At 46.8% G+C, this 22,180-nt stretch carries 18 protein-coding genes; 16 read left to right on the plus strand and 2 right to left on the minus strand.

Features of this window, described 5'->3' with window-relative positions; translation table 11 throughout:
• Positions 1 to 106: 106 nt before the first annotated feature.
• Positions 107 to 1,018 carry an aldo/keto reductase gene (locus tag C0638_RS11835; RefSeq protein ID WP_058711504.1) on the plus strand — a complete coding sequence of 304 codons (912 nt, stop codon included), beginning with the start codon at positions 107 to 109 and terminating at the stop codon, positions 1,016 to 1,018.
• Between the two features lie 157 nt (positions 1,019 to 1,175).
• Positions 1,176 to 1,502: a thioredoxin family protein gene (locus C0638_RS11840; RefSeq protein ID WP_058711503.1), complete on the plus strand. Its 327-nt coding sequence runs from the start codon at positions 1,176 to 1,178 to the stop codon at positions 1,500 to 1,502.
• Between the two features lie 126 nt (positions 1,503 to 1,628).
• Here the strand turns inward: C0638_RS11840 and bacA are convergent, their stop codons facing one another.
• The gene (gene bacA / locus C0638_RS11845; RefSeq protein ID WP_082689652.1) at positions 1,629 to 2,426 is read right to left on the minus strand and encodes an undecaprenyl-diphosphate phosphatase; all 798 of its coding nucleotides are present in this window, start codon (positions 2,424 to 2,426) and stop codon (positions 1,629 to 1,631) included.
• 128 nt (positions 2,427 to 2,554) lie between these two features.
• Positions 2,555 to 3,919 carry a hemolysin family protein gene (locus C0638_RS11850; protein ID WP_102163502.1) on the minus strand — a complete coding sequence of 455 codons (1,365 nt, stop codon included), beginning with the start codon at positions 3,917 to 3,919 and terminating at the stop codon, positions 2,555 to 2,557.
• A gap of 224 nt (positions 3,920 to 4,143) precedes the next feature.
• Between C0638_RS11850 and C0638_RS11855 the strand changes: the two genes are divergently transcribed.
• The 14 genes from C0638_RS11855 to C0638_RS11920 all read left to right on the plus strand — a co-directional run bounded on the left by C0638_RS11855 (position 4,144) and on the right by C0638_RS11920 (position 22,171).
• A complete protein-coding gene (locus C0638_RS11855; RefSeq protein WP_040102844.1) occupies positions 4,144 to 4,944 on the plus strand; it encodes a DUF1836 domain-containing protein in 801 nt (266 codons plus the stop codon).
• 205 nt (positions 4,945 to 5,149) lie between these two features.
• Positions 5,150 to 6,091: a glycosyltransferase family 2 protein gene (locus C0638_RS11860; protein ID WP_016820344.1), complete on the plus strand. Its 942-nt coding sequence runs from the start codon at positions 5,150 to 5,152 to the stop codon at positions 6,089 to 6,091.
• A 39-nt stretch (positions 6,092 to 6,130) separates the two neighbouring features.
• A complete protein-coding gene (locus C0638_RS11865) occupies positions 6,131 to 7,084 on the plus strand; it encodes a glycosyltransferase family 2 protein (protein WP_102163504.1) in 954 nt (317 codons plus the stop codon).
• 73 nt (positions 7,085 to 7,157) lie between these two features.
• Positions 7,158 to 8,537 (plus strand): lipopolysaccharide biosynthesis protein, encoded by a 1,380-nt coding sequence (locus tag C0638_RS11870; protein WP_102163506.1) that lies wholly within the window; start codon positions 7,158 to 7,160, stop codon positions 8,535 to 8,537.
• Positions 8,512 to 9,486, plus strand: a complete 975-nt coding sequence (locus C0638_RS11875; RefSeq protein ID WP_040102847.1) for a polysaccharide pyruvyl transferase family protein — start codon at positions 8,512 to 8,514, stop codon at positions 9,484 to 9,486. The genes C0638_RS11870 and C0638_RS11875 overlap by 26 nt, the downstream gene beginning before the upstream one ends.
• 287 nt (positions 9,487 to 9,773) lie before the next feature.
• On the plus strand, positions 9,774 to 10,355 hold the full coding sequence (def, locus tag C0638_RS11880; protein WP_016324730.1) for a peptide deformylase: 582 nt from the start codon (positions 9,774 to 9,776) through the stop codon (positions 10,353 to 10,355).
• Between the two features lie 125 nt (positions 10,356 to 10,480).
• Positions 10,481 to 12,271, plus strand: coding sequence for a cache domain-containing sensor histidine kinase (locus C0638_RS11885; RefSeq protein WP_102163508.1), 1,791 nt, complete (start codon positions 10,481 to 10,483; stop codon positions 12,269 to 12,271).
• Positions 12,264 to 13,913, plus strand: a complete 1,650-nt coding sequence (locus C0638_RS11890; RefSeq protein ID WP_058711497.1) for a response regulator transcription factor — start codon at positions 12,264 to 12,266, stop codon at positions 13,911 to 13,913. Before C0638_RS11885 ends, C0638_RS11890 begins: the two co-directional genes overlap by 8 nt.
• Before the next feature lie 401 nt (positions 13,914 to 14,314).
• Positions 14,315 to 15,721 (plus strand): cytochrome ubiquinol oxidase subunit I, encoded by a 1,407-nt coding sequence (locus C0638_RS11895; RefSeq protein ID WP_025674770.1) that lies wholly within the window; start codon positions 14,315 to 14,317, stop codon positions 15,719 to 15,721.
• Positions 15,708 to 16,721, plus strand: coding sequence for a cytochrome d ubiquinol oxidase subunit II (gene cydB, locus C0638_RS11900; RefSeq protein ID WP_058711496.1), 1,014 nt, complete (start codon positions 15,708 to 15,710; stop codon positions 16,719 to 16,721). Before C0638_RS11895 ends, cydB begins: the two co-directional genes overlap by 14 nt.
• Positions 16,721 to 18,475, plus strand: a complete 1,755-nt coding sequence (cydD, locus tag C0638_RS11905) for a thiol reductant ABC exporter subunit CydD (RefSeq protein WP_058711495.1) — start codon at positions 16,721 to 16,723, stop codon at positions 18,473 to 18,475. Before cydB ends, cydD begins: the two co-directional genes overlap by 1 nt.
• Positions 18,456 to 20,255, plus strand: coding sequence for a thiol reductant ABC exporter subunit CydC (gene cydC / locus C0638_RS11910; RefSeq protein ID WP_058711494.1), 1,800 nt, complete (start codon positions 18,456 to 18,458; stop codon positions 20,253 to 20,255). The genes cydD and cydC overlap by 20 nt, the downstream gene beginning before the upstream one ends.
• Positions 20,256 to 20,400: 145 nt before the next feature.
• The gene (locus tag C0638_RS11915) at positions 20,401 to 20,817 is read left to right on the plus strand and encodes a cupredoxin domain-containing protein (protein WP_025674777.1); all 417 of its coding nucleotides are present in this window, start codon (positions 20,401 to 20,403) and stop codon (positions 20,815 to 20,817) included.
• 340 nt (positions 20,818 to 21,157) lie between these two features.
• On the plus strand, positions 21,158 to 22,171 hold the full coding sequence (locus tag C0638_RS11920) for an ABC transporter permease (RefSeq protein WP_058711493.1): 1,014 nt from the start codon (positions 21,158 to 21,160) through the stop codon (positions 22,169 to 22,171).
• The last annotated feature ends 9 nt before the right edge of the window (positions 22,172 to 22,180 follow it).

Here is a 22,180-nt window from a genome sequence, read left to right on the forward strand (position 1 = left end):
TACTAATGAGCCGGTTCAAGTTTGGTATGGGCCGCTTGAATACGTATAATAAAGAAATATCCAATATCTGATGTTACATAATAACGAACGTAAGGGGGAGACAACAATGAAGAAAAACCGCCTGGGATCTTCGGATTTGCTGGTAGGTGAGATTGGCTTGGGATGTATGTCGGTCGGTACGGAGGAGCAGCAAGCCGTTTACTTGATTCATGAAGCGTTAGACAGGGGTGTAAATCTGTTGGATACGGCCGATTTGTACCAGCATGGACGCAATGAAGAAATTGTGGGGGCAGCCATCCGTGGACGGCGACAGGATGTTATCCTGGCGACCAAGGTCGGCAATCGGCGTATACCGGGACAGGAGGGCTGGGGATGGGACCCGTCCAAGAAATATATCCTGTCCGCCGTTAAAGAGAGTCTGCGCCGCCTGGGAACGGACTATATCGACCTGTATCAGTTGCACGGAGGGACGATTAACGATCCGATCGATGAAACCATTGAGGCTTTCGAGCAACTGCAGCAGGAGGGTGTCATCCGCTACTATGGTATTTCCTCCATTCGCCCGCATGTTATCCGTGAATATGTGGAACGCTCGAATATCGTTAGTGTTATGAATCAGTATAGTTTACTAGACCGGCGTGCAGAGGAAGAAGTATTGTCTTTGCTGCAGGAGCGGGGAATTAGTGTGATTGCACGTGGACCCGTGGCGAGCGGTGTATTGGCTGACAAGGGGGAAGAAAAGGCAGCGAAGGGATACCTAGACTACGAAGAAGCAGAGCTACTGGACGTGCGCAAGCAATTAAAGGCATTTGCAGGACCGGAGCGTAGTATGGAGCAGACGGCAATCCGTTATAGCCTGTCCCATACGGCTGTCGCTGCTGTGATTCCGGGTGCAAGCTCTTTGGGACAATTGGAGCATAATATTTCTGCAGCAGATATTGTACCGCTAACTGAGCACGAGCGAGAGACGCTACAGCAAATCAGTCGAGCCAATCGTTATGACGCGCAATACCGCTGACCCGAGCCATAGTAGGATAAGTGAAGTATACGCTCGAACATGTACTCATTCCAGTTGCAATATATACAAGAATCATTACAATATAGGAATAAGCCTGATTTATCATTCATATGTGAATGTGAAGATATTATCAATTCACTCTAGGAGGGACCAATAAATGGAACGCATCGAATCTGAGCAGCAATATCAGGATTTAATTAATGGTGACGGTCTAACTGTCGTGAAATTTGATACCAGCTGGTGTCCAGATTGCAAGACGCTGGATAAATTTATGGACGGCATTATGAAGGAGAACGCGGATAAGCGTTTCTTTGCGCTGGATGCCGAGAACTTCCAGCCGATTGCCGAAGAAAATCAAGTACGTGGCATTCCGAGCCTGCTCGTGTTCCGTAATGGCGAGAAAATTGCTCATTTGCACAGCAAATACGCCAAAACGCCAGCTCAAGTTTCGGAATATCTGACTACGCTGGAATCTAAACAGTAATCAGTACGCATGGTAGATCTAGATCAGGATGATCTACCCAAGCAGCGAAATAGCAAAAGGGATATCCAAGGCTGACCTTAAGGCCACTTGGATATCCCTTTTTGGTTGTAGGATACCAAACAATGATTACAAAATAATAAAAAAGAACACAGCTGCCAGCACGAAACGATAGATGGCAAACGTAGTCAAGCTCAAGCGTTTGAGCAGACCGAGGAACGTTTTGATTGCCAGCATACCGACGATAAATGAAGTAATAAAGCCGGCTGCGAACACCGGGAAATCACTCATAGACAGATGATCCATACTTTTAATCATATCAATCCCTGATGCACCCAGCATGACTGGAACAGATACGAGGAATGTAAATTCTGCGGCTGCTGTATGGCTTACACGTGCAAATAGGCCCCCAGACATAGTTGAGCCTGAACGAGAGAAGCCTGGCCACAGAGCTAGGACTTGAAACACACCGATGGTAAAGGCTTGTTTGTACGTGATCTCATCCAACGTATGTGATCTAATAGGCGGATGGAATTTTTCAGCCGCGATCATGAGCAAGCCCCCGATGACCAAACTGTACAAAACCGTTTCAGGACCAAACAAGTATTGCTTGATTACATCACGGAACAGTACACCAATTAATCCCGCAGGGATCATGGCTAAAATAATATGTAACAGGTTTAGACGTGGCTGGGATGAGATTTTGCGTCTGAAATCAAACAGGCTGAGGAACCTGCGCCAGTATAATACAACGACCGCCATCACAGCACCTAATTGTACGATAACCTCAAATGTTTTGACCGTATCATTCTCGGTGTTCAACCCTAGAAGATCAGCCGTAAGAATCATGTGACCCGTCGAAGAGACCGGCAAAAACTCTGTCAGCCCTTCAATAATCCCCATAATAATAGATGATAAAATATCCAATTTATTAGCTCCTCCTTACACGCATGTAGGGCAAACAACCTGAGTCGTTTGCCCTAAAAATATGTCATTTCAGTAGGAGTGAACGCAAGTGCCAAGTGCAGTATGCTGGTCGCTCAGATCACAAAGGTTCACTCCTGGGAAGAAGTGTCCGACTCCATTTCCGAGATCGGGGGTTTGTGGTGTAAAATAATCTCCACCCGACGAATACGATTTTTACCCATTTCACGAATGATAAATTTCACATCATCTTCTATGAATTCCTTGCCCTGTCTCGGTTCCGGAACCCGGCTATACACCCACCCTCCGACAGTATCCACGTCTTCATCGTCCAATGCCAAGCCCGTCAGATCACTCAGATCGGAAAGCATCACTTTACCATCCATCAAATAACTGTTCTCCGTCAGTTTCTCGATTTCCTTCCGTTCATCCTTATCAAATTCGTCCCGGATTTCGCCAACAATCTCCTCCAAAATGTCCTCAATGGTAATCAGACCAGAGGTTCCACCATATTCATCGACCAGGAGAGCGATATGAACCTGCTCCTTCTGCATACGTTTCAGTAGCGTGTTGACGGGAATAACTTCCGGAACGGTCAGGATCGGTTGAATCAGGCTATCGAAAACAAGCTCGGGATTGCGATCATACTCAAGGAATAGCTGCTTGGTATTAATCATACCAATGATCTGATCCTTGCTGTCTGTCGCTACCGGAAAACGGGTATACTGTTCTTCGTGAATAGTCTGCATGTTTTCTTTGAGCGAGCGATTCGTAAACAAGCATACCATATCTGTACGTGGCACCATAATTTCTTTGGCAACGGTCTCGTCAAAAGCGAAGATACGATTCACGTAGCCATATTCGGTGTTATTGATCTTACCACTTTCCACGCTTTCGGACAAAATGATCTGAATTTCTTCCTGAGAGTGCGCTTCTTCATGCTCACTAGCCGGTTGAAGACCAAACAGACGAACCAGGCGATTGGCCGAGCCGTTAAGGAGCCAGATAAACGGATACATAATCCGGTTAAACCACACGATGACTGGAGAGGTTAACAAGCTGACAGCTTCCGCTTTGCGGATCGCCAATGTTTTGGGAGCCAGTTCCCCGATTACCACGTGCAGGTAAGTTACAATGACAAATGAAATAATAAAGGCCAGGATATGTGAAAACTCCCCATTGATGTTGAGCTGTTGAAAGAGAGGCTCCAGCAATTTGACTACAGTCGGTTCACCGAGCCAACCGAGTCCTAACGCTGTAATCGTAATACCAAGCTGACAGGCGGACAGGTAGCCGTCCAGATTATTGACGACTTTTTGTAGCGCCAGTGCGTTTTTACGGTTCTCCACGACCAGCTGATCTACCCGGCTGGAACGGATTTTAATAATCGCAAACTCGGTAGCCACGAAGAAAGCACTAAATAAAATCAACACCGCAAACAAAAATAGACTGACACCTATACCCATATAATTTTCACTCATCCCTTTTTCGTTCAATTTTTTAAGGAACTCTGTTTTGAGTTCACTTGAACTTATTTTAAGAACTTAAAAGAAAATATACAAGGTTCATATGGAATCGTAGCAGGTCACCTACCTCTAATTTACACGAAAAATAAGGCATAATAGAACCCGCACGGCTCATTGCTTCACTTTACAAGCCTAGTTTAAGGGCGTATGATGAGTTCGAATGAACTTGAAATGTAACAAAGGGAGGAAAGCAGATGGAGTCTTTTACCCTCACTCGCCGTGATATGGCCCATTTGCTGCTGGCCATGGAAGGTCGCAGCGATTTGCAGCCTTTGGCTGTTCTCCAAGACGCTTGGAGGCGCACTCATAGCCATCTTGCCCGTTCCGGTAGCACCATGCCGACATTTCTATATACCGAAGTGACGCCTGTGCTGGACAAAATCATCAAGGGCAAGCACAGCGCAGCCTTTTCGCTGCAGGAAATTGTTTCTCTAGGCCAACTGGTGGAATATAGTCATGTCTCACTCGCCTCTATGCAAAATTGGGTCAAACGTGATTTTAAGGAGTTTCTCGGCGCTCCGAAGATCGGCAAAAAATACTCAGTCAACCAGGCAGCCATATTGCTTATCGTGGAAGATTTAAAATCATGTCTTGATTTTGAGTCCATCCGTCAGCTATTTTATATCCTGTTCCAACAGCCTGAAGATGATACGGATGATCTGATTCAGCCGGTCGATTTGTACGCTGCATATTCAACTTTATTTGAAGAACTGGATGCGAACGGAGACCAACTGCTTGATGTGACAGGAGCAGGGTATGCCAAAGACAACGGAAATTCTGCTACAGGACAGAAGCGGCAGGAAGCTGCGACAGAAGAACTGCTGGTACAGGCTGCAGATCAATATACTTGTCGTTTACAGCACTTGACCCCCAACCAGTGTGAAGCAGTGCGTAATACTTTGCTGGTAGCAGCGGTATCGGTGCAAAATAGTTATTTTTTGTCGATGGCGCGTCGGTATGTGAATGCGACATTATTTTTGGATTTTCAAGGATAGATTAGGATTGGCGCAAGAGGCCGATCCTATTTTTTTTGCTCTTTTTTGAGGATTGTCTACCCTTTTGGAGACTGAAAAAGTATACAAAAGAGGTATATACACTCAAACGCTGTCAAAGATACAATAAACATATATAATCCAGCAATTGGAAAAACTTTGAATATCTCTTCCAAAGCATCTGGATACACACACAGGAGGTAATGGCATGTCCGATGTCTCCATCATCATTTGTACCCGCAACCGGATCGAAGACCTGACACGCTGTATACAATCTATTGCTGCACAACAGCAATTGGAGCATACAGCTGTAGAACTGCTGATTGTTGATGACGGCGATATTTCCGACCAACAGATTGAACAGTACCGTCACATGGTATCCGGATTGCCTCAAGGTGTTCTCAAATATTATAAAAAAAGTCGTCCCGGCGTTTGGTTATCCCGCTATGAGGCCTTGTCTCTCGTACGGTATGATATTGTGCTGTATTTTGACGATGATGCTGAACTGGACGATAAACTCTATATCCGGCGCTTGCTCGATACCTACGAACAGGATGAAACGATTGTAGGTGTTGGAGGGATTGCAAAGGGACTACATTCAAGCCGGGCAGGAAAGCTGCTTGGCGTTTTGACTTTTCAGATGTCTTCTTCCCTTGGCAAGCTCTCACCCAGTAGTCTGGCAGGTTCTTTGCTGCGTTGGAGCGAAGCAACTGAGACTTTTGACACTGAATTTTTCCATGGCTGCAATATGTCATTTCGGAGGGATGCGCTTCGGGACATGAAGCCGTATCCGTGGATGACCAGCTATGCGGTGGCTGACGACTTGTACATGTGCCAGTTAGCGAGCCGTTACGGCAAACTGGTGATTAATCCTGACTTAAAAATCATCCATCATGAATCTCCAAGCTCGCGCGATAAGGCGGGCAAAGTAGCCAAGGCGACAGCAATTAACCACTATTATTTTCTTGCCCTGAAAAAGGCGGGATTTATCCAGTATGGAGCTCTTTTATGGACCTTAACCTACTTGATGCTCAAAGAAACGCTGCGCCGTAATTTTAACGCAGCAGATGGATACAAGCAGGGGGTGTTGTTCATTCTGAACCCGCGTAAGCAAAAATATAACGAATATTTAGGCCCGGCGGTTCAGTAATCTGCTTTATACACATTGACAGGATAAAGGGGGAGTATGATGTTAAGCTTGTCCATTGCTCTGTGCACCCGCAATCGGGTTGACGATCTGACCCGATGCATCAATTCAATTGCCATGGGGGGAGCACCAGAGGCATGTGAAACCGAGCTGTGGATTATTGATGACGGAAAACTGCCAAAGCATGTGCTGGAACGTTATGAGCGTCAGTTGGGCAGAGCGGGAATTGCCTACCGATATCATCGTAAGGAGCAACCCGGACTATGGTTATCACGTGTAAAGACGGTGGAGCTTGCCCAAGGTGACATCATTTTGTTCCTTGACGATGATGTTGAGCTGCCGAGCAACTACTTGAATGAGTTAATGCGCACCTATGAGGCGTATCCGCAGGCAGCTGGTGTTGGAGGCATAGCACAGGGAATGAATAACAGTTTCATGGGTACGATTCGCTGCTTGCTTTCGTTCCAGCAATCCTTGTCCAAAGGAAGATTGTCCCTCAGCGGTCAGTCTGGCTCGATGTACAACTGGCATAAGGCCAAGAAGACGTTTAAGACCCAGTTTTTTCATGGTTGTAATATGTCATTTCGCCGTGATGCGATTCTAAGTCTGGAGCCGGTACCTTGGTTGCAAAGCTATAGCGTCGGCGAGGATTTATTACTTTCCCGTATCGCCATGAAAAGCGGTCCATTGTATATTAATCCGGCGCTTACACTGCTTCATCACGAATCGCCATCCTCGCGCGACAATATGGAACAGGTTACTTATATGCGGGTGATGAATCATATTCATCTACTGCGTGACGAGGGGGCTGGGCCGATCGGTTATGCAGCACTATATTGGACGACGTTGTATCAGATTTTGAGGGAAAGACCCAAAAAAAATCATAAAGCCATTCAAGGCTATAGAAGAGCACTGAAAGAGATTTTCTCAAGTACGAAGGAGCCTGTTAGCGGAGGACAGTTGTCTGAGCGCAATTCCAAAAAAACGGTGGGCTGATGGAGGTGCGTCAAAAGACGCGATGTGAGCATAGAGACGAGAGGCTTAATAAGGAACAGGAGTTGGACGTAACATGAGCACATGGACAGCAGCAAGGAAAGTATTCACGGGTGACAGTCTCGCCAAAACGATCATGCGCACGAGCTTTAATAATTTTTTTGTGCTAATCGTCACGACCCTGACTTCCATCCTGACCGCACGTATGCTCGGAGTAGAGGGGAAAGGTGAACTGGCGGCTGTTCTGTTCTGGCCTACGCTGATCGGCAGTGTATTGAGCTTCGGCTTGCCAACATCGTTAATTTATAACCTCAAGAAGAAAACAGGCACGACGGAAGAACTGCTGGCGTTGTCGCTCTGGATTCAGTTGCCTGCCAGTCTGTTGGCGGGAGCGGTGGCCTGGATATGTATGCCGTTGTGGCTGAATGGCTATGGTGCAGACATCATCCAACTGTCGCAGATTTATTGTGCGGCAGCAGTACCGTTAGCGGTGCTTACAGCACTCACGACGGCATTATCGCAAGGACTGGATCGATTTAGCGTATATAACGGCCTGTTGTTTTACTATCCGTTACTGAATTTCATCGGTCTAGTGACCCTGTGGCTGATGGGCTTACTCAATGTGCAACTGGCGGGGGCAGTGAATTTTGCTGCGAGTTTCCTTGCGCTCATGTGGGCGTTCCTCCGTTTGCGCAAGCATATGAATTTGCGCGCATTTCGTCCGTTGACCAGCCGCCAAGTGCTGCGCCCTTATTATAGCTATGGAGCACGGGTGTATGGGATGGAGTTGATGGGGACGCTGTCCACACAAACGGACAAAATCGTCATTGTGGCGCTGCTGTCGCCCAAAGCGTTCGGTCTGTACTCTGTTGTCTACGCCTTGTCCCGTGTGTTCAATGTGGTGCAAAATGCCGTCACTAATGTAACCTTCCCGAAGGTGACAGGGATGGAACACGGCAAAATTGTCGAAACGGTGGGTCGTGCTTTTCGCATTTCTATGGCTGCGATGCTAATCGTCATTGTACCGGCTCTCTTCATTGGACGATACATGCTGGGATTGCTGTACGGTCCCGCTTTTCTGGAAGCGTCGCTAACGTTCTACCTGCTGTCACTGGAATGTATCATTGGTGGTGGCTCATGGATTTTGGCTTCGGCCTTTAACGCACTCGGTCGTCCGGGACTGGTACTGTTCCGGCAAATTGTAGCCTATGCGATCACCGTCGGTCTGTTTTTTATTTGTACACCGATCTTCGGTCTGGACGGCATTGCTATTGCTCTGCTTGTAGGTGCTTGTGTACGGTTGGCGTTCTCGCTGTTCTCGTTCCCCATGTTTTTCAATGTTCCGCTATCCCGGATCATTTTTGATAAAAGTGATATTACATTTGTCTTACAGACTATACAAAAGAAGCGCAGGAAGGGAGAACTGAAAGATGCCGAATTCGCATCCCATGGCTAAACTGAAAAATAAGCTAAGCGTCATTCTCGACGTAGTCCCTCAAGGTTCGAATATTATTTATGTCGATTATCCCGTCTATAATAACGGTGGGGATGTACTGATCATGAAAGGCACCGAAGCGTTCTTTAAGGATAATGATATTCGTGTCCGTGCCCGTTATAGCGCCATGGATATTCCCGATCAGCTTCATATTCCGGGCGACTGGATTATCGTATGCCACGGTGGTGGCAACTTTGGAGACTTATATTCAAATCACCAAAATTTGCGAGAACGCATCGTTCGTGATTTCCCTAACCACCGAATTGTTATCATGCCGCAGACGATCCACTTCCAGTCTGAACAGAAGGCTAATGAGGTGGCTGCCCTGTTTAATGCTCACCCCGATCTACATATGTTTGTGCGGGATACACGCTCTTATCAGTGGGCTAAGGATAAGCTGAACCAGTGCAACATCACATTATGTCCTGATATGGCGCACCAGCTTTGGCCATTAAAGCCAACTACGGAAACCGTGAAGGATGTACTGTACTTCCTGCGTACGGATATTGAAACGGTGGGGGGGCAAAAGAAATTCGATGACGAGGCTGATGCCTCTCACCGTCTGGACTGGGATACTTTATTCACTCCGCTGGAAGTGAAGGGGATCGTCTATTTCCAAAAGTTTTACCGTCTGAATAAGAAAATTGGTGGCCCGTTGCCTACCCGTACATTCTGGTACAAGTACACCGACCATCTCATGAACAAGGCGGTTACGCTGTTCAGTTCATATCGCGAGGTTCGCACTTCACGGCTGCACGGTCACATTCTGGCCTGCCTGCTTGATATGCCGCATGTTGTCATTGACAATTCTTACGGCAAGAATTCGCAATATTATAATACCTGGACACAGCCGAATCCGAAGGCAAAGCTGTTCAGTGAAACACCTGAAGCATTAGAGCAGCCGTCTTAATCGTAAGAAAAGCTAGTTAAAGACCTCCTGAACACTTCATTGGTTTAGGAGGTTTTTGGTTCAGTACTACAAAGAGCATAAGTTTAATTTAATTAGATAAACAATTAAGGTAATGAATATTTTAATGACTTAATCTATAAGAGAGGATATTTTCGCTCTATTTTGACAATTCATTTCATGAATAGATATAATTTATGGGATAAAACTTGCAGAAAAGCGCGGAATTCTCCAGCTTTTGCTGTACATCACATGATCGTATATTTATTTAAATGAATCGAGGCTGACGAATGAGCAATCAATCGATGGACATGCTTCTCACGAAGGATATCGTGCGTGAAGGGGAACCGATTTTGCGCAAAAAGGTTGATCCGGTATGTCTGCCGCTGTCTGAAGAGGATCTTCAACAGATGCAATGGATGCTGGATTATCTGAAAAATAGCCAAAATGAAGAGCTGGCCACCCGCTATGAGCTGCGCCCGGGTGTAGGGCTATCCGCCAACCAGGTTGGGTTAAATAAAAGAATGTGTGCTATTTATTATGAAGACGGAGACCAAACGGTAGAATATGCCCTGTTTAATCCGAAGCTGGTCAGCCACTCTACATCCATGATTTACTTGGAACAGGGGGAGGGATGCTTGTCTGTAGATCGGTATATACCCGGATATGTACCGCGTTACGAGAAGATTCGCATCAAGGCCAATTTGCCGGACGGAACTCAGGAGCTGTTAACGTTTAAGGGTTATGCAGCGATTGTTGTACAGCATGAAATGGACCATCTGGATGGCATTATGTTCTATGACCGTATCAACCCGGAAGATCCGCATAAGCTGCCACAGGGAGTGCATATCGAACCTTTTGTACGTAAATAGTTCGTGATCTGTAAAGTGTGGTGACTCCGTTCACCACCTTTTTATTTTGCAAGAAAATATGGATATAAATGTTGTGAAGCTTTAAACTGAAAACATGTAAGCGCTTATTTCGCGGGAGGGATGGCATGTATCGTGGAGTACGGCATCTGATGAATAATATGCGTATGCGGAATAAGCTGCTCTTCTCCTACGTACTGATTGTCATGATCCCAGTGCTGGTAGTGGGCGGCTGCGTTACTTTTTATTTGCGAGAGCAGGCACTGGACAGTGCGATTGCCCAGACGGTAAATAATGTGGAAAAGATTAAGAGCCAGACAGCAAATTTACTACGTGTGCCAACAGATATTTCAAATGGGCTGATGTTCGATAAAAGACTAAAGGAGATGGCGAACCGTCGTTATCCCGGCATGGTGGAGCTCATGAATGCGTACCATCAATACAAGGATTTTAATGAGTACACCCAACAATATAGAGAGGTTGCTACTATCCGGTTCTATTCGTACAATCCGACGTTGGTCAACAATCTGGAGTTTATTCCTGTGGACTCTAACATTGAGCGGCAGCCATGGTTCCAGGAGGCTTTGAAGGGGACGGCGATTAACTGGATTTACATTCAGGATAAGGAGGATAACCCGGTTAACCGCCTCAGCCTGGTACGACAAATTCCTTTTCCCGAATACAATTCCAAGGGAGTTCTGATGATTGCACTGAGTCAGACCGAGTTGAATCATATGCTAAGCAAGGAGCCCTTTGAAACATTGATTGCGGATCGTAACGGGATTGTGGTCGCAGCTACCCATCCACAGTCGGTAGGTCAGACGTTGACCGATTTACATTTAGGCTTTGATGTCCAGCGTGCAGGTAAGGGGATATATGAAGCAAAAATCAACGGAACGCCCTCGAACATTATTGTGGATGAGCTGCTGCCAACCTCAAGTGTGAGCGGATTGACAATTATTTCGGTGTTTTCCACGGAACATATTGTGCAGGGGGCGAACCGGGTCAGCCTGATTGGTGCATTATGTGTACTAGCGGTACTCATCATGGCGCTGATTCTGATTACCATCATTTCCTGGCTTATTACCAAACGGCTCCAGCGGTTGAGCTATGAGCTGGGTCAAGTAGCTGCGGGTGATTTTCATGTAGTATCCAGTGTGGAGGGAAGGGACGAGATCGGTGATTTATCGCGCCGTTTCAACTACATGGTAAGTAGTATCCGCCAGCTTATGGCACAGGTCTATGAGACGAGTGAGCATAACAATAAGCTTGAATTGGCACAAAAGGATATCAAGCTAAAAATGATGGCAAGCCAAATTAATCCGCATTTTCTGTTTAACGCGTTAGAATCCATTCGAATGAAAGCACATTTGAATGGGGAAGCGGAGATTGCAACGACGGTCCGTTTGCTTGGCAGGCTGATGCGCAGGAATCTGGAGATTGGCAGTGGTAAAACAACCGTATTACAGGAACTGGATATGGTGCGATCCTATTTGCAAATTCAGCAGTTCAGGTTTGGGAATCGTTTGGTCTATGAAGTGAATTTGGAAGAAAGCGCGAAGGACATGTCGATTCCTCCCTTAATCATACAACCGCTAGTGGAAAATGCAGTTATTCATGGCCTAGAAAATAAGGAAGAGCCAGTTACCGTGAAGGTAGATATCACAATAGAACAAAGAGAACTGCACATTAAAGTGGCTGATGATGGAATTGGCATGAAGGAAGAGCAACTGACCCGTTTGTTGGCTCGGATCACGGGTACGGAGGAGCCGGAAGGGAGCAGTATTGGTCTGCGTAATGTTCATCAACGTCTGACATTGATGTATGGTGAACGTTATGGTCTGCATATTGAAAGCGCATTACAGGTAGGAACAACCGTATACTTTTCCATACCAAGGGAGGAAGCGTCGAATGTATAAAGCGATGATTGTAGATGATGAGCCTGCGATTCGTGAAGGACTGTCTTCCATTATTGACTGGGGGGATTGTGGCTTTCGCATCGTCGATACGGCAGAGAACGGACGCGAGGCTCTGGAAAAGTTCGGAGAGCATCGACCGGAACTGGTCATTGTAGATATTCGTATGCCTGGGATGAGTGGATTGGAGGTTATACAAAGCATACGCCAAATGAATGGGGAGCCGTTTCACTTTCTCATTTTAAGCGGATATGCAGACTTTAATTATGCTAGGCAAGCCATGGGATTCGGGGTGGATGGTTATCTGTTGAAGCCGGTTGATGAGGAAGAAATGACGTTAGAGCTGAAACGAGTACGACAAAGCATTGAGAATGAAAAGGGAGATGGAAAGTGGGGGAGTCCATCTCCGCATGAGCGCGATTGGATTGAAGCGCTGTTGTTTCCGGTTCATGCAGTGCACCCTCGGGATGCTGTAGAACCCAGCCATCGTGCATCCAAGCAAGCTGATCACCAAAGCGGCGCTGGAAAGCACGGACAACAGCCAGCGTTACCAGCATTGGACTGGAGTAGCTATCAGGTGATTCTGCTGGATTTGCGTATACCTGACTGGGATCGGCAAGCCCGGCAGTTGGCAGCAAAGCAGCGGCTAGCGGAATTGTGTCGTGATCAGGATAGAGGCATTGTGTTTGAGGCTGGAATATATACGGGCCTACTGCTTCCTGCCATGTTAAAAACGGAGCAAGATGCTGTTCAGTTGCTGGCTGCATGGCGACAGGAACTAAAGCCTTGGGTAAATGAAATCTATGGGGCTGCTGGCGCTCCGGTAGACATTCTTAGCGATATCCCCAGATCTTTTGAGCAGGCGTTACGATTATTGGAGCGTACGTTTTTGTTCCGAGCAGAAAGAGTCATGCTTCCCGAAGACTTACATGAATGGGAGACAGTCCATGCTGAAATGGATGAAGCGTCTGACAGGGCCTCGGATGACCCCATGCGTTATGCAGAAAAGCTGTACTATGCGCTGGATATGGCTAATGGTAAAGCGGCGACCCGTGTCATTAAGGACATGGAAATCCAATTTCCACAGATTTATCGTACAGAATCTGCAATCAAGGCGGCATTCGCTCAGACATTCACACTGGCACTGAACAAGTATGCAGCTGGACAAGAACACAGCCGGACCGTGCTGGAGGAGCACTCTAACCTGATTACCAATGTATATGCTTATTCAACATTGGGCGAGCTGGTGGATCACTCGCTCGAGCATGTGTTGCAGTGGATTGGCCAGACTGATACGGGTGGCAAGGAGATCATCATGAAGCAAATGATTGACTTTATACATGGTCATTATGATGAAAATTTGCGACTGGAGTTACTGGCGGATATGTTCAATTACAATAGTGGGTATTTGGGCAAACTGTTCAAAAGTCATACAGGCGAGGCCTTTAATGCCTACCTGGATAAGGTAAGGATTGAGCGAGCAAGGGAATTGCTTGCACAGGGGATTAAGGTGCACCAAGTGGCGGGCCGCGTGGGATATGCGAATGCAGATTATTTTCATAGTAAATTTAAAAAATATGTTGGTATGTCACCTTCCTCCTACCGTAATCAGACCCAAAAAAACGGAGGAACAGATGGCTGTTGATCGATTTCCTAGGTTTAACGTTATGAAGTCTCTCTTGCAGATGTCGGAGGTATGTCCTTCGAATGAAGAGAGGCTTTTTTTATATGTTGAAAAAGGATGGATCAATAGAAAATGTCACATTCATTATGGGTTTTAAGGCATTTTCATAAAAACGCCATCGTTATGACACAACTTTGACACGATGTTCACATTTTTGATTCTATTTCATTTAAATTTATTCTATATAATGGGGATAATCTGAAGCCCGGTTATGGCAACCATGGCAAGTTAGCTGAGTGGGTCATTTCCTAAAAAAGTGACGGTTTCATATGTAAGAGTGTGAATACAATCACAAATACAAAAGACTTCAGATCACAAACATTAAATCATTGTTAAGGGAAGTACAGGGGAGGAGCAGCATCATGGACGTATTGGATTTGGCACGGTTGCAGTTTGCAACCACTACGATTCTTCATTTTGTTTATGTGCCGATCTCCATTGGATTGTCATTGTTGGTGGCAATTATGGAGACTATGTATGTTATCAAGAAAAAGGATTTGTACAAAAAAATGGCTCAATTCTGGGGGACATTTCTGCTGATTAACTTTGCGCTAGGGGTAGTCACCGGGATTTTGCAGGAGTTCCAGTTCGGAATGAATTGGTCGGACTTTTCCCGTTTTGTCGGTGATGTATTTGGTACACCGCTAGCCATTGAAGCATTGCTCGCATTTTTCCTGGAATCGACCTTTATCGGTCTATGGGTGTTCGGCTGGGAAAGATTATCCAAAACTGTCCATTTAATTTGCATGTGGCTAGTAGCGATCGGTACGATGCTCTCGGCTTTGTGGATTTTGGCTGCCAATTCATTCATGCAACGTCCCGTAGGATATGGGGTTGTAAATGGCCGGGCAGAAATGCAGGATTTTGCTGCCTTGTTAACGAACGAGCAGCTTTTGTGGGAGTATCCTCACACCATTTTTGCTGCCATTGCAACCGGCGCTTTTCTCGTAGCAGGTATTAGTGCTTGGAAGCTAATGCATAAAAAGAATATGGACTTTTTTAAACCTTCTTTTAAATTGAGCATTATTGTTGCATTAATCTGTGCCATTGCTATTCCTTTGTTTGGTCATGGACAGGCTCAATATTTGATCAAAACACAGCCCATGAAGATGGCAGCCAGTGAAGCTCTGTGGGGAGACAGCGGCGATCCGGCGCCTTGGACGGTTATTGCAAATATTGATCCTGATAAGCAGGAAAATACCTTTGAGATTAAGGTTCCGTTTGCACTGAGCTTTCTGTCGTATAGCAAGTTTTCTGGCTCTGTGCCTGGTATGAAGGAACTTCAAGCACAGTATGAAAAGACCTACGGTCCAGGTGATTATATTCCGCCTGTCCGTACGACCTTCTGGAGCTTCCGCATTATGATTGCGGCAGGATGTGCCATGATTGCACTTGCTCTGTACGGAGCTTACCTGAGTTTTCGACAAAAATTGGAGGGCTCACATCGTTGGTTCTTCCGCCTTATGCTGTGGGGGATATCGCTCCCGTTCATTGGGAATACAGCAGGCTGGATCATGACAGAAATGGGACGTCAGCCGTGGACTGTGTTTGGCTTGCTTCAAACGAAAGATTCTGTTTCACCTACCGTTGTAGCAGGAGAAGTGCTGTTCTCCCTGATTGCATTTACGACGCTGTATCTCATTTTAACGGGTGTACTGGCATTCCTGTTTGCTCGCACCGCTCGTAAAGGCCCAGATATTGAGCCGCATCAGCATACAGTCATTCATGATCCATTTGCTCAAGGAGGTGACAGCATTGTCGTTAAATGATTTATGGTTCTTATTGATCGCAGTGTTGTTTACAGGCTTCTTTTTTCTAGAGGGCTTTGATTTTGGCGTGGGGATGGCAACAGGATTAGTGCCGCGTAATGACCAACAAAAACGTTTGATGATCAATACGATTGGTCCATTCTGGGATGCCAACGAAGTGTGGCTGATTACAGCAGCAGGTGCGATGTTTGCCGCCTTTCCGCATTTTTATGCAACGATGTTCAGCGGATATTATCTGGTATTTGTGTTTATTTTGCTAGGTTTGATCTTGCGAGGAGTCTCCTTTGAGTTCCGTGGCAAGGCCGAAGGAAAAGGGTGGACAGGAACGTGGGATACTTGCATTCTGATTGGCAGCTTCCTGCCGCCGATGCTGTTTGGTATGGCCTTTGCGGCTTTGGTGAAAGGTGTACCTATTCAGCAAAACATGGATTTGAAAGCCGGATTTTTGGATGTGTTCAATGGATACACCGTATGGATTGGACTGACAGTGGTCGGAATGTGCCTCATGCACGGGCTGACGTTCATTTCTCTGCGGACGATTGGTGAAGTCAGGGATCGTGCTCGTGTGATCGCGTCCAAATTTCTTCCGGTGTTGGGAATTCTACTTGCTGGTATGGTGGTATGGACTTATTTTGCAACGGATTTATTTGCACGTCGCGGTCCCTTTATGTATGTTGCGGTTGCGGTGGGGATTTTCGCCTATGTGCTGACATGGTATTTCCTGAGGCAGCGCCGCGAAGGATGGGCTTTCGGGATGACAGGTGTCATCATTTTGCTAAGCTTCGTTTCGTTATTCGTTGGCTTGTTCCCAAGATTTATGGTGAGCTCGATCAACAGTGCTTTTGATTTGACGATATATAATGCAAGCTCCAGTCATTACACACTGAAAGCCATGACGATTGTTGCAGCAACGCTTTTACCCTTTGTGTTGGCTTATCAGGCGTGGAGCTATTTTGTTTTCCATAAGCGTCTCAGTGAGAAGGATCATCTGGAATACTAATGGATAAAGCCTGGTTTGAATTAAAGGGCATTCGGCCAGTAATGCTGCTGCTGGCCGCCCTTTCCCTGCTCCAGGGAGCAGCGGTAATTGCACAAGCCATCTTTTTGGCAAAGGCTGTAACGGTTTTGTTTAATAAAAATCCGCTGGTAATGGCTTGGCCATCGCTGGCGTTGTTTTTCGCGGCTTTTGCAGTGAGGCATACGATGATCTGGCTGCAACGCCGGACAGCCGGTCGTTTCGCCGAAGCAGCAGGCGCTTCCTTACGGGAGCGTCTGCTTGCGCGTTTGTTCGAGCGGGGTCCGGGTTTTGCCGCGCAGGAAGGAAGCGGCAAGTTGGTGACGCTAGCGCTGGATGGTGTGGATCGGTTTCGCAATTATTTGGAAATATCCATTCCTCGTATGATAGACATGATGGCTGTAACCTTACTCGTGCTTGTGTATGTTTTCACATTAGATATGATTTCAGGTGTGATTTTGACGACTACGATGCCGATTCTGGTGGGCTTCTTTATTTTACTCGGCTTGGCGGCGCGAAAGCAGGCAGACAAGCAGTGGCGTTCCTATCGTCTGTTATCACATCATTTCACAGATTCGTTGCGTGGCCTACAGACACTAAGGTTTTTGGGACGCAGTCGGGCGCATGGGGAAACCGTAGGGAAGGTCAGCGACCAATACCGTACGGCAACGATGCGTACGCTGCGGGTAGCGTTTCTTTCTTCATTTGCCCTCGATTTTTTCAGTATGCTGTCGGTCGCTTTTGTAGCAGTAGGCTTGGGGCTGCGTCTGATTAGTGGTTCGGTGGGACTGGAGGCAGCGCTTGCGGTGCTTATTCTGGCACCGGAATATTTTATGCCTATACGCCAGTTGGGATCAGACTATCACGCCTCATTGGACGGTAAGGAGGCTTGGGGAGCGATACGCTCCATTCTCGTTGCAGAGGATGAAACGATAGAGCCGAAGACAGCTAATGATAAAGGATTAGACATCACGGGGCAGGACATCCTCAAGCTGTCCGATGTGTGTTTTCTTAATGAAGACGGCTCCGCCCGGCTTGAACATGTGTCTGCAAGTGTTGAACCGCACATGAACATGATTGGCATCGTCGGAGCGAGCGGTGCAGGCAAAACGACATTGCTTAGTCTGCTTGGCGGCTTTTCTGACCCAACTTCAGGTGAGCTGACCCTTAATGGATGCCGATTATCTGCGGATACCAAAGCTGAATGGCAACGGCATATTGCCTATATTCCACAGCATCCTTACTTGTTTAGCGCTACTTTGGCAGATAATATTCGCTTTTATGAACCGGAAGCATCCAACCAGCAGGTAGAGTGGGCGATTGACGCGGTTGGACTGCGTGAACTGGTGAATGGCCTTCCGGGTGGTTTGAATGAGCCTATTGGGGAAGCAGGTCGGACATTGAGTGGAGGGCAGGCGCAGCGGATTGCCTTGGCGCGGGCTTTGCTTAGTAACCGTCCGATCATTTTATTGGACGAGCCTACGGCACATTTGGATATTGAGACAGAATGGGAGTTAAAACAGACCATTTTGTCCGTATTGAAACACAAAAGAATGTTTCTTGCCACCCATCGGCTGCATTGGATGCCGGATATGGACTGTGTCTGGATGATGAATCAAGGCCGTCTGGAAGAGGTAGGTTCCCATCAGCAACTAGTTGCCCAAAAGGGAGAATATTACCGATTGCTGACGGGAATGTCGGAAGGAGGGGACGGACGATATGAGAGCAACAGACAATAGTAGCCAAGGCTGGTTTTTGCCTTATCTGAAACACTATTTTTGGGCCTTTCTAGCAGCGGCTTTTTTGGGTGCACTGTCCATTGGATGTGCAGGCGCGCTGCTCTTTACGTCCGGTCATCTGATTACTCGTTCGGCCTTAAAGCCTGAAAATATATTAATGGTATATGTGCCAATTGTGCTTGTGCGAACGTTTGGTTTTAGTAAAGCCGTCATTCAGTATCTGGAACGCTTGGTAGGCCATGATGCTGCGCTGCGCCTTGTGTCTCGTATGCGGGTACGCTTGTATCGGGCAGTGGAACCGCAGGCGCTGATGATTCGCAGCAAATTTCGTACAGGGGATCTATTGGGATTGCTGGCGGAGGACATTGAGCAGCTTCAAAATATCTATCTGAAGCTGGTTCTGCCTGCGTTATCGGCTTTGCTGATTTATGCAGCAGGCATCTTGGCGCTTGGCTGGATGGACGGCACATTTGCCTTGCTGATGGCGCTATATGGGGGATTTTTGCTGTTCATCGCCCCGGCTATCTCACTTGGGACCTCACTCGCCAAACGGCGTACGTTCAAGCAGGAACGGAGTAAAGCCTATCAGGAACTGACGGATGCTTTGTTTGGCATGAGTGATCTGGTGCTGAGTGGACGGACTGGACATTTCCTTAGCACCTTTACACAACGGCACAAGAGGGCTGCCATGGTGGAAAATTCACTTCGCCGGAACGAGTGGCGTTCTCATTGGATCGCACAATGCCTTGTAGGCGGCGGAATTGTAATTATGACTGTGTGGGCCGGAGGACTGGTAGCACAGAATCGCATTGAAGCCACATGGCTGGCATCCTTTGCCTTAGTAACTTTTCCGTTGCTGGATGCCTTCGTTCGCGCTGGAGAAGCGGTGGTTCATGCGCCGGAGTATCAGGATTCACTTCGACGGCTAAAGGATTCCGAGAAAGATACATCTGCACTTGCAGCACGATCAGATGCAGGACAACCAGCAGCAGACGATGCAGCAGATACTAAAGAAGAACAGGCTACCGCTCAGCGATTAAGCCACGGGGGAGACCTACTGCTGAACAACGTAAGCTTCCGCTATGCGGCAACGCATGAATGGAGTGTGCGTAATATCTCCCTACACGTACCCCAGGGGGGGAAGGTTGCATTGCTTGGCCGCAGTGGTGCGGGCAAGTCTACGCTGCTGAATCTGATTCAGGGAGCATTGCAACCTAATGAAGGGAGCGTCACTGTCGCAGGGGTACCCGTATTTACAGGTGGAGCATACTCCAGTCTGTTTGCGGTGCTAAACCAGCAACCGTATTTGTTTGATACGACGGTAGCCAACAACATTCGTTTAGGACGACCCGACGCTTCACTGAATGAGGTTCGTGCAGTGACGGAGCAGGTAGGGCTTGGAGCCCTGATTGATTCTTTACCGGAGGGTTACGATACAAGAATGCAGGAGACGGGCCTTCGCTTTTCCGGTGGAGAAAGACAGCGCATTGCACTGGCGCGGATTTTGCTGCAAAACCATCCGATTGTTTTGCTGGATGAGCCGACAGTGGGACTTGATCCACTGACGGAGCATGAACTTATGCAGACGATGTTTTGCGTACTGGAAGGCAAAACATTGATCTGGATCACTCATCATCTCACGGGGATGAAGCATATGGACGAGGTGATCTTTATGGAACAAGGCACTATCTCCATGCGAGGCAGTCATGATGAGCTTTGGCGCGATCATGCCCGGTACCGTAATCTGTATAAGATGGATCATCCGGGTCTGGAAAAATAGTGATGATCACCGTGTCGGATAATATGATTCATCTGCTAGAAGCTTTGAAACAAGGTATTTAAAATTTCGATTAACTTTTATATACTGGTTAGAGTTGATGCGTCACATGCTCATGTAGACATTCAACTGGAGGGGGCTGAAAGAAATGAAAACACTCATCTCTAAACATTGGCATTTGATGCTGATTGGTTTTGTAGCCCTGATCATGGGCGGGTTTGTCTTGTTTTATTTTCAGGGGAGCGTGTCGTCGTTTCCGGCCGTTCAACCTAAACAAGCTCAGGAAGAGCCAGATGAAGCCAAATACGAGATTGTGACAGTGGGTGTAAAAGGGGACGGTTTCTATCCTAAAAATATTGAAGTGAAAGCCGGCGTTCCAACAAAGATCAATTTCAAGAAAATGACGTCTTTTACTTGCATTGATGAAGTACAGTCGTTGAAGATCGGAATGGACGTTTACCTGGATCACGAAAATAATTATTTTACCGTCCAGGACTTGAAACCGGGCGTATATGAGTATAATTGTGGCATGTACATGTACTACGGGACGATCACAGTAAAATAAATCAAAAAAAGCTTTCTGGCACATTGATGCCAGAAAGCTTTTTTTCTTTCAAATAGACTTCTCTCAGAGAATTTACATGAGAACGGAGCAGGCGGAATGGTGCTGTACAAGCGATAGCGGTCGCCTTTGTCCCCGGATTTCAACCTTTGTCTGCTTATCCAAGAAATCCGGGGACAACAGCGATGGGAAGCACCATCCGATGCGTAGTGGCTTCAATGTAAATCTTAATCCACTCCCCATATATCTAATTTTGAACTGATTTTTCTCCTAATTCGTCGGGTACCCGCTTCTGAGCCAGCAAAGTATGATAATAGTATCTAGAGATGAGGAGGAGCTTGTTATGGGATCTTCAACTGAAACCGCTTCCAGCGCTGATACTGCGATTCCTGAATCCAATCGGGGAAGACCGCGTAAGGCTCGCGGATCGAAGCCCGAACGCGGTGAAAAAGGCCTGTGGAACAGCGTGAAACAGCAAAAGTATCTTTACTTTATGTCCATTCCTTTCGTCATATGGGTGTTTGTTTTCAGTTATTTTCCACTATGGGGCTGGACAATGGCGTTTCAAAATTATAAACCAGCCAAATCGTTTTGGGATCAAAAGTGGGTAGGGTTGGACAACTTTATTGAGCTTTTTCAGGATGAACGTTTTTATCTGGTATTACGCAATACGCTGGCGATGAGCCTGATGGGTATTGTTTTTGGTTTTGTTGTACCGATCTTTTTTGCAATTCTGCTAAATGAGTTGCGTGGTATGCTGTTCAAGCGAGTTGTACAGACAGTATCCTACCTCCCGCATTTTGTATCATGGGTAGTTGTGGCCGGATTGGTGACGAAAATGCTGTCCATTGACGGAGGAATTGTTAACGATATATTGGTAGCGCTTCATATTGTGGATGAACCGATTCAGTTCATGGCCAAGGGGAGTTGGTTTTGGTACATTGTAACCGCTTCCGACATATGGAAAGAGACGGGTTGGAATACGATTATTTATTTAGCCGCCATCACAGGAATTGACCAGGAGCAGTATGAAGCTTCGCGTGTGGATGGGGCCAGCCGCTGGAGACAGATGTGGCATATTACACTGCCGGGTATCCGCTCGACTATCGCCATTCTGTTTATTATGGCGATCGGGCATCTGGTCAGCAATGGTTTTGAAAAGCAGTTCTTACTTGGCAACAGTCTCGTAACGGATTATTCGGAAGTGCTGGATTTGTATGCACTGAATTACGGGATTAATTTGGGCCGCTTCTCTTACGGGACGGCAATAGGCATTTTCAACTCAATGGTTAGCATTCTATTGTTGTTTACAGCGAACGGTATATTCAAAAAACTGACCAAAGAAAGCATCATGTAGGGAGGGAGA

Origin of the sequence: Paenibacillus sp. lzh-N1 (assembly GCF_002872435.1) — a bacterium.
Taxonomy (GTDB): domain Bacteria; phylum Bacillota; class Bacilli; order Paenibacillales; family Paenibacillaceae; genus Paenibacillus; species Paenibacillus polymyxa_C.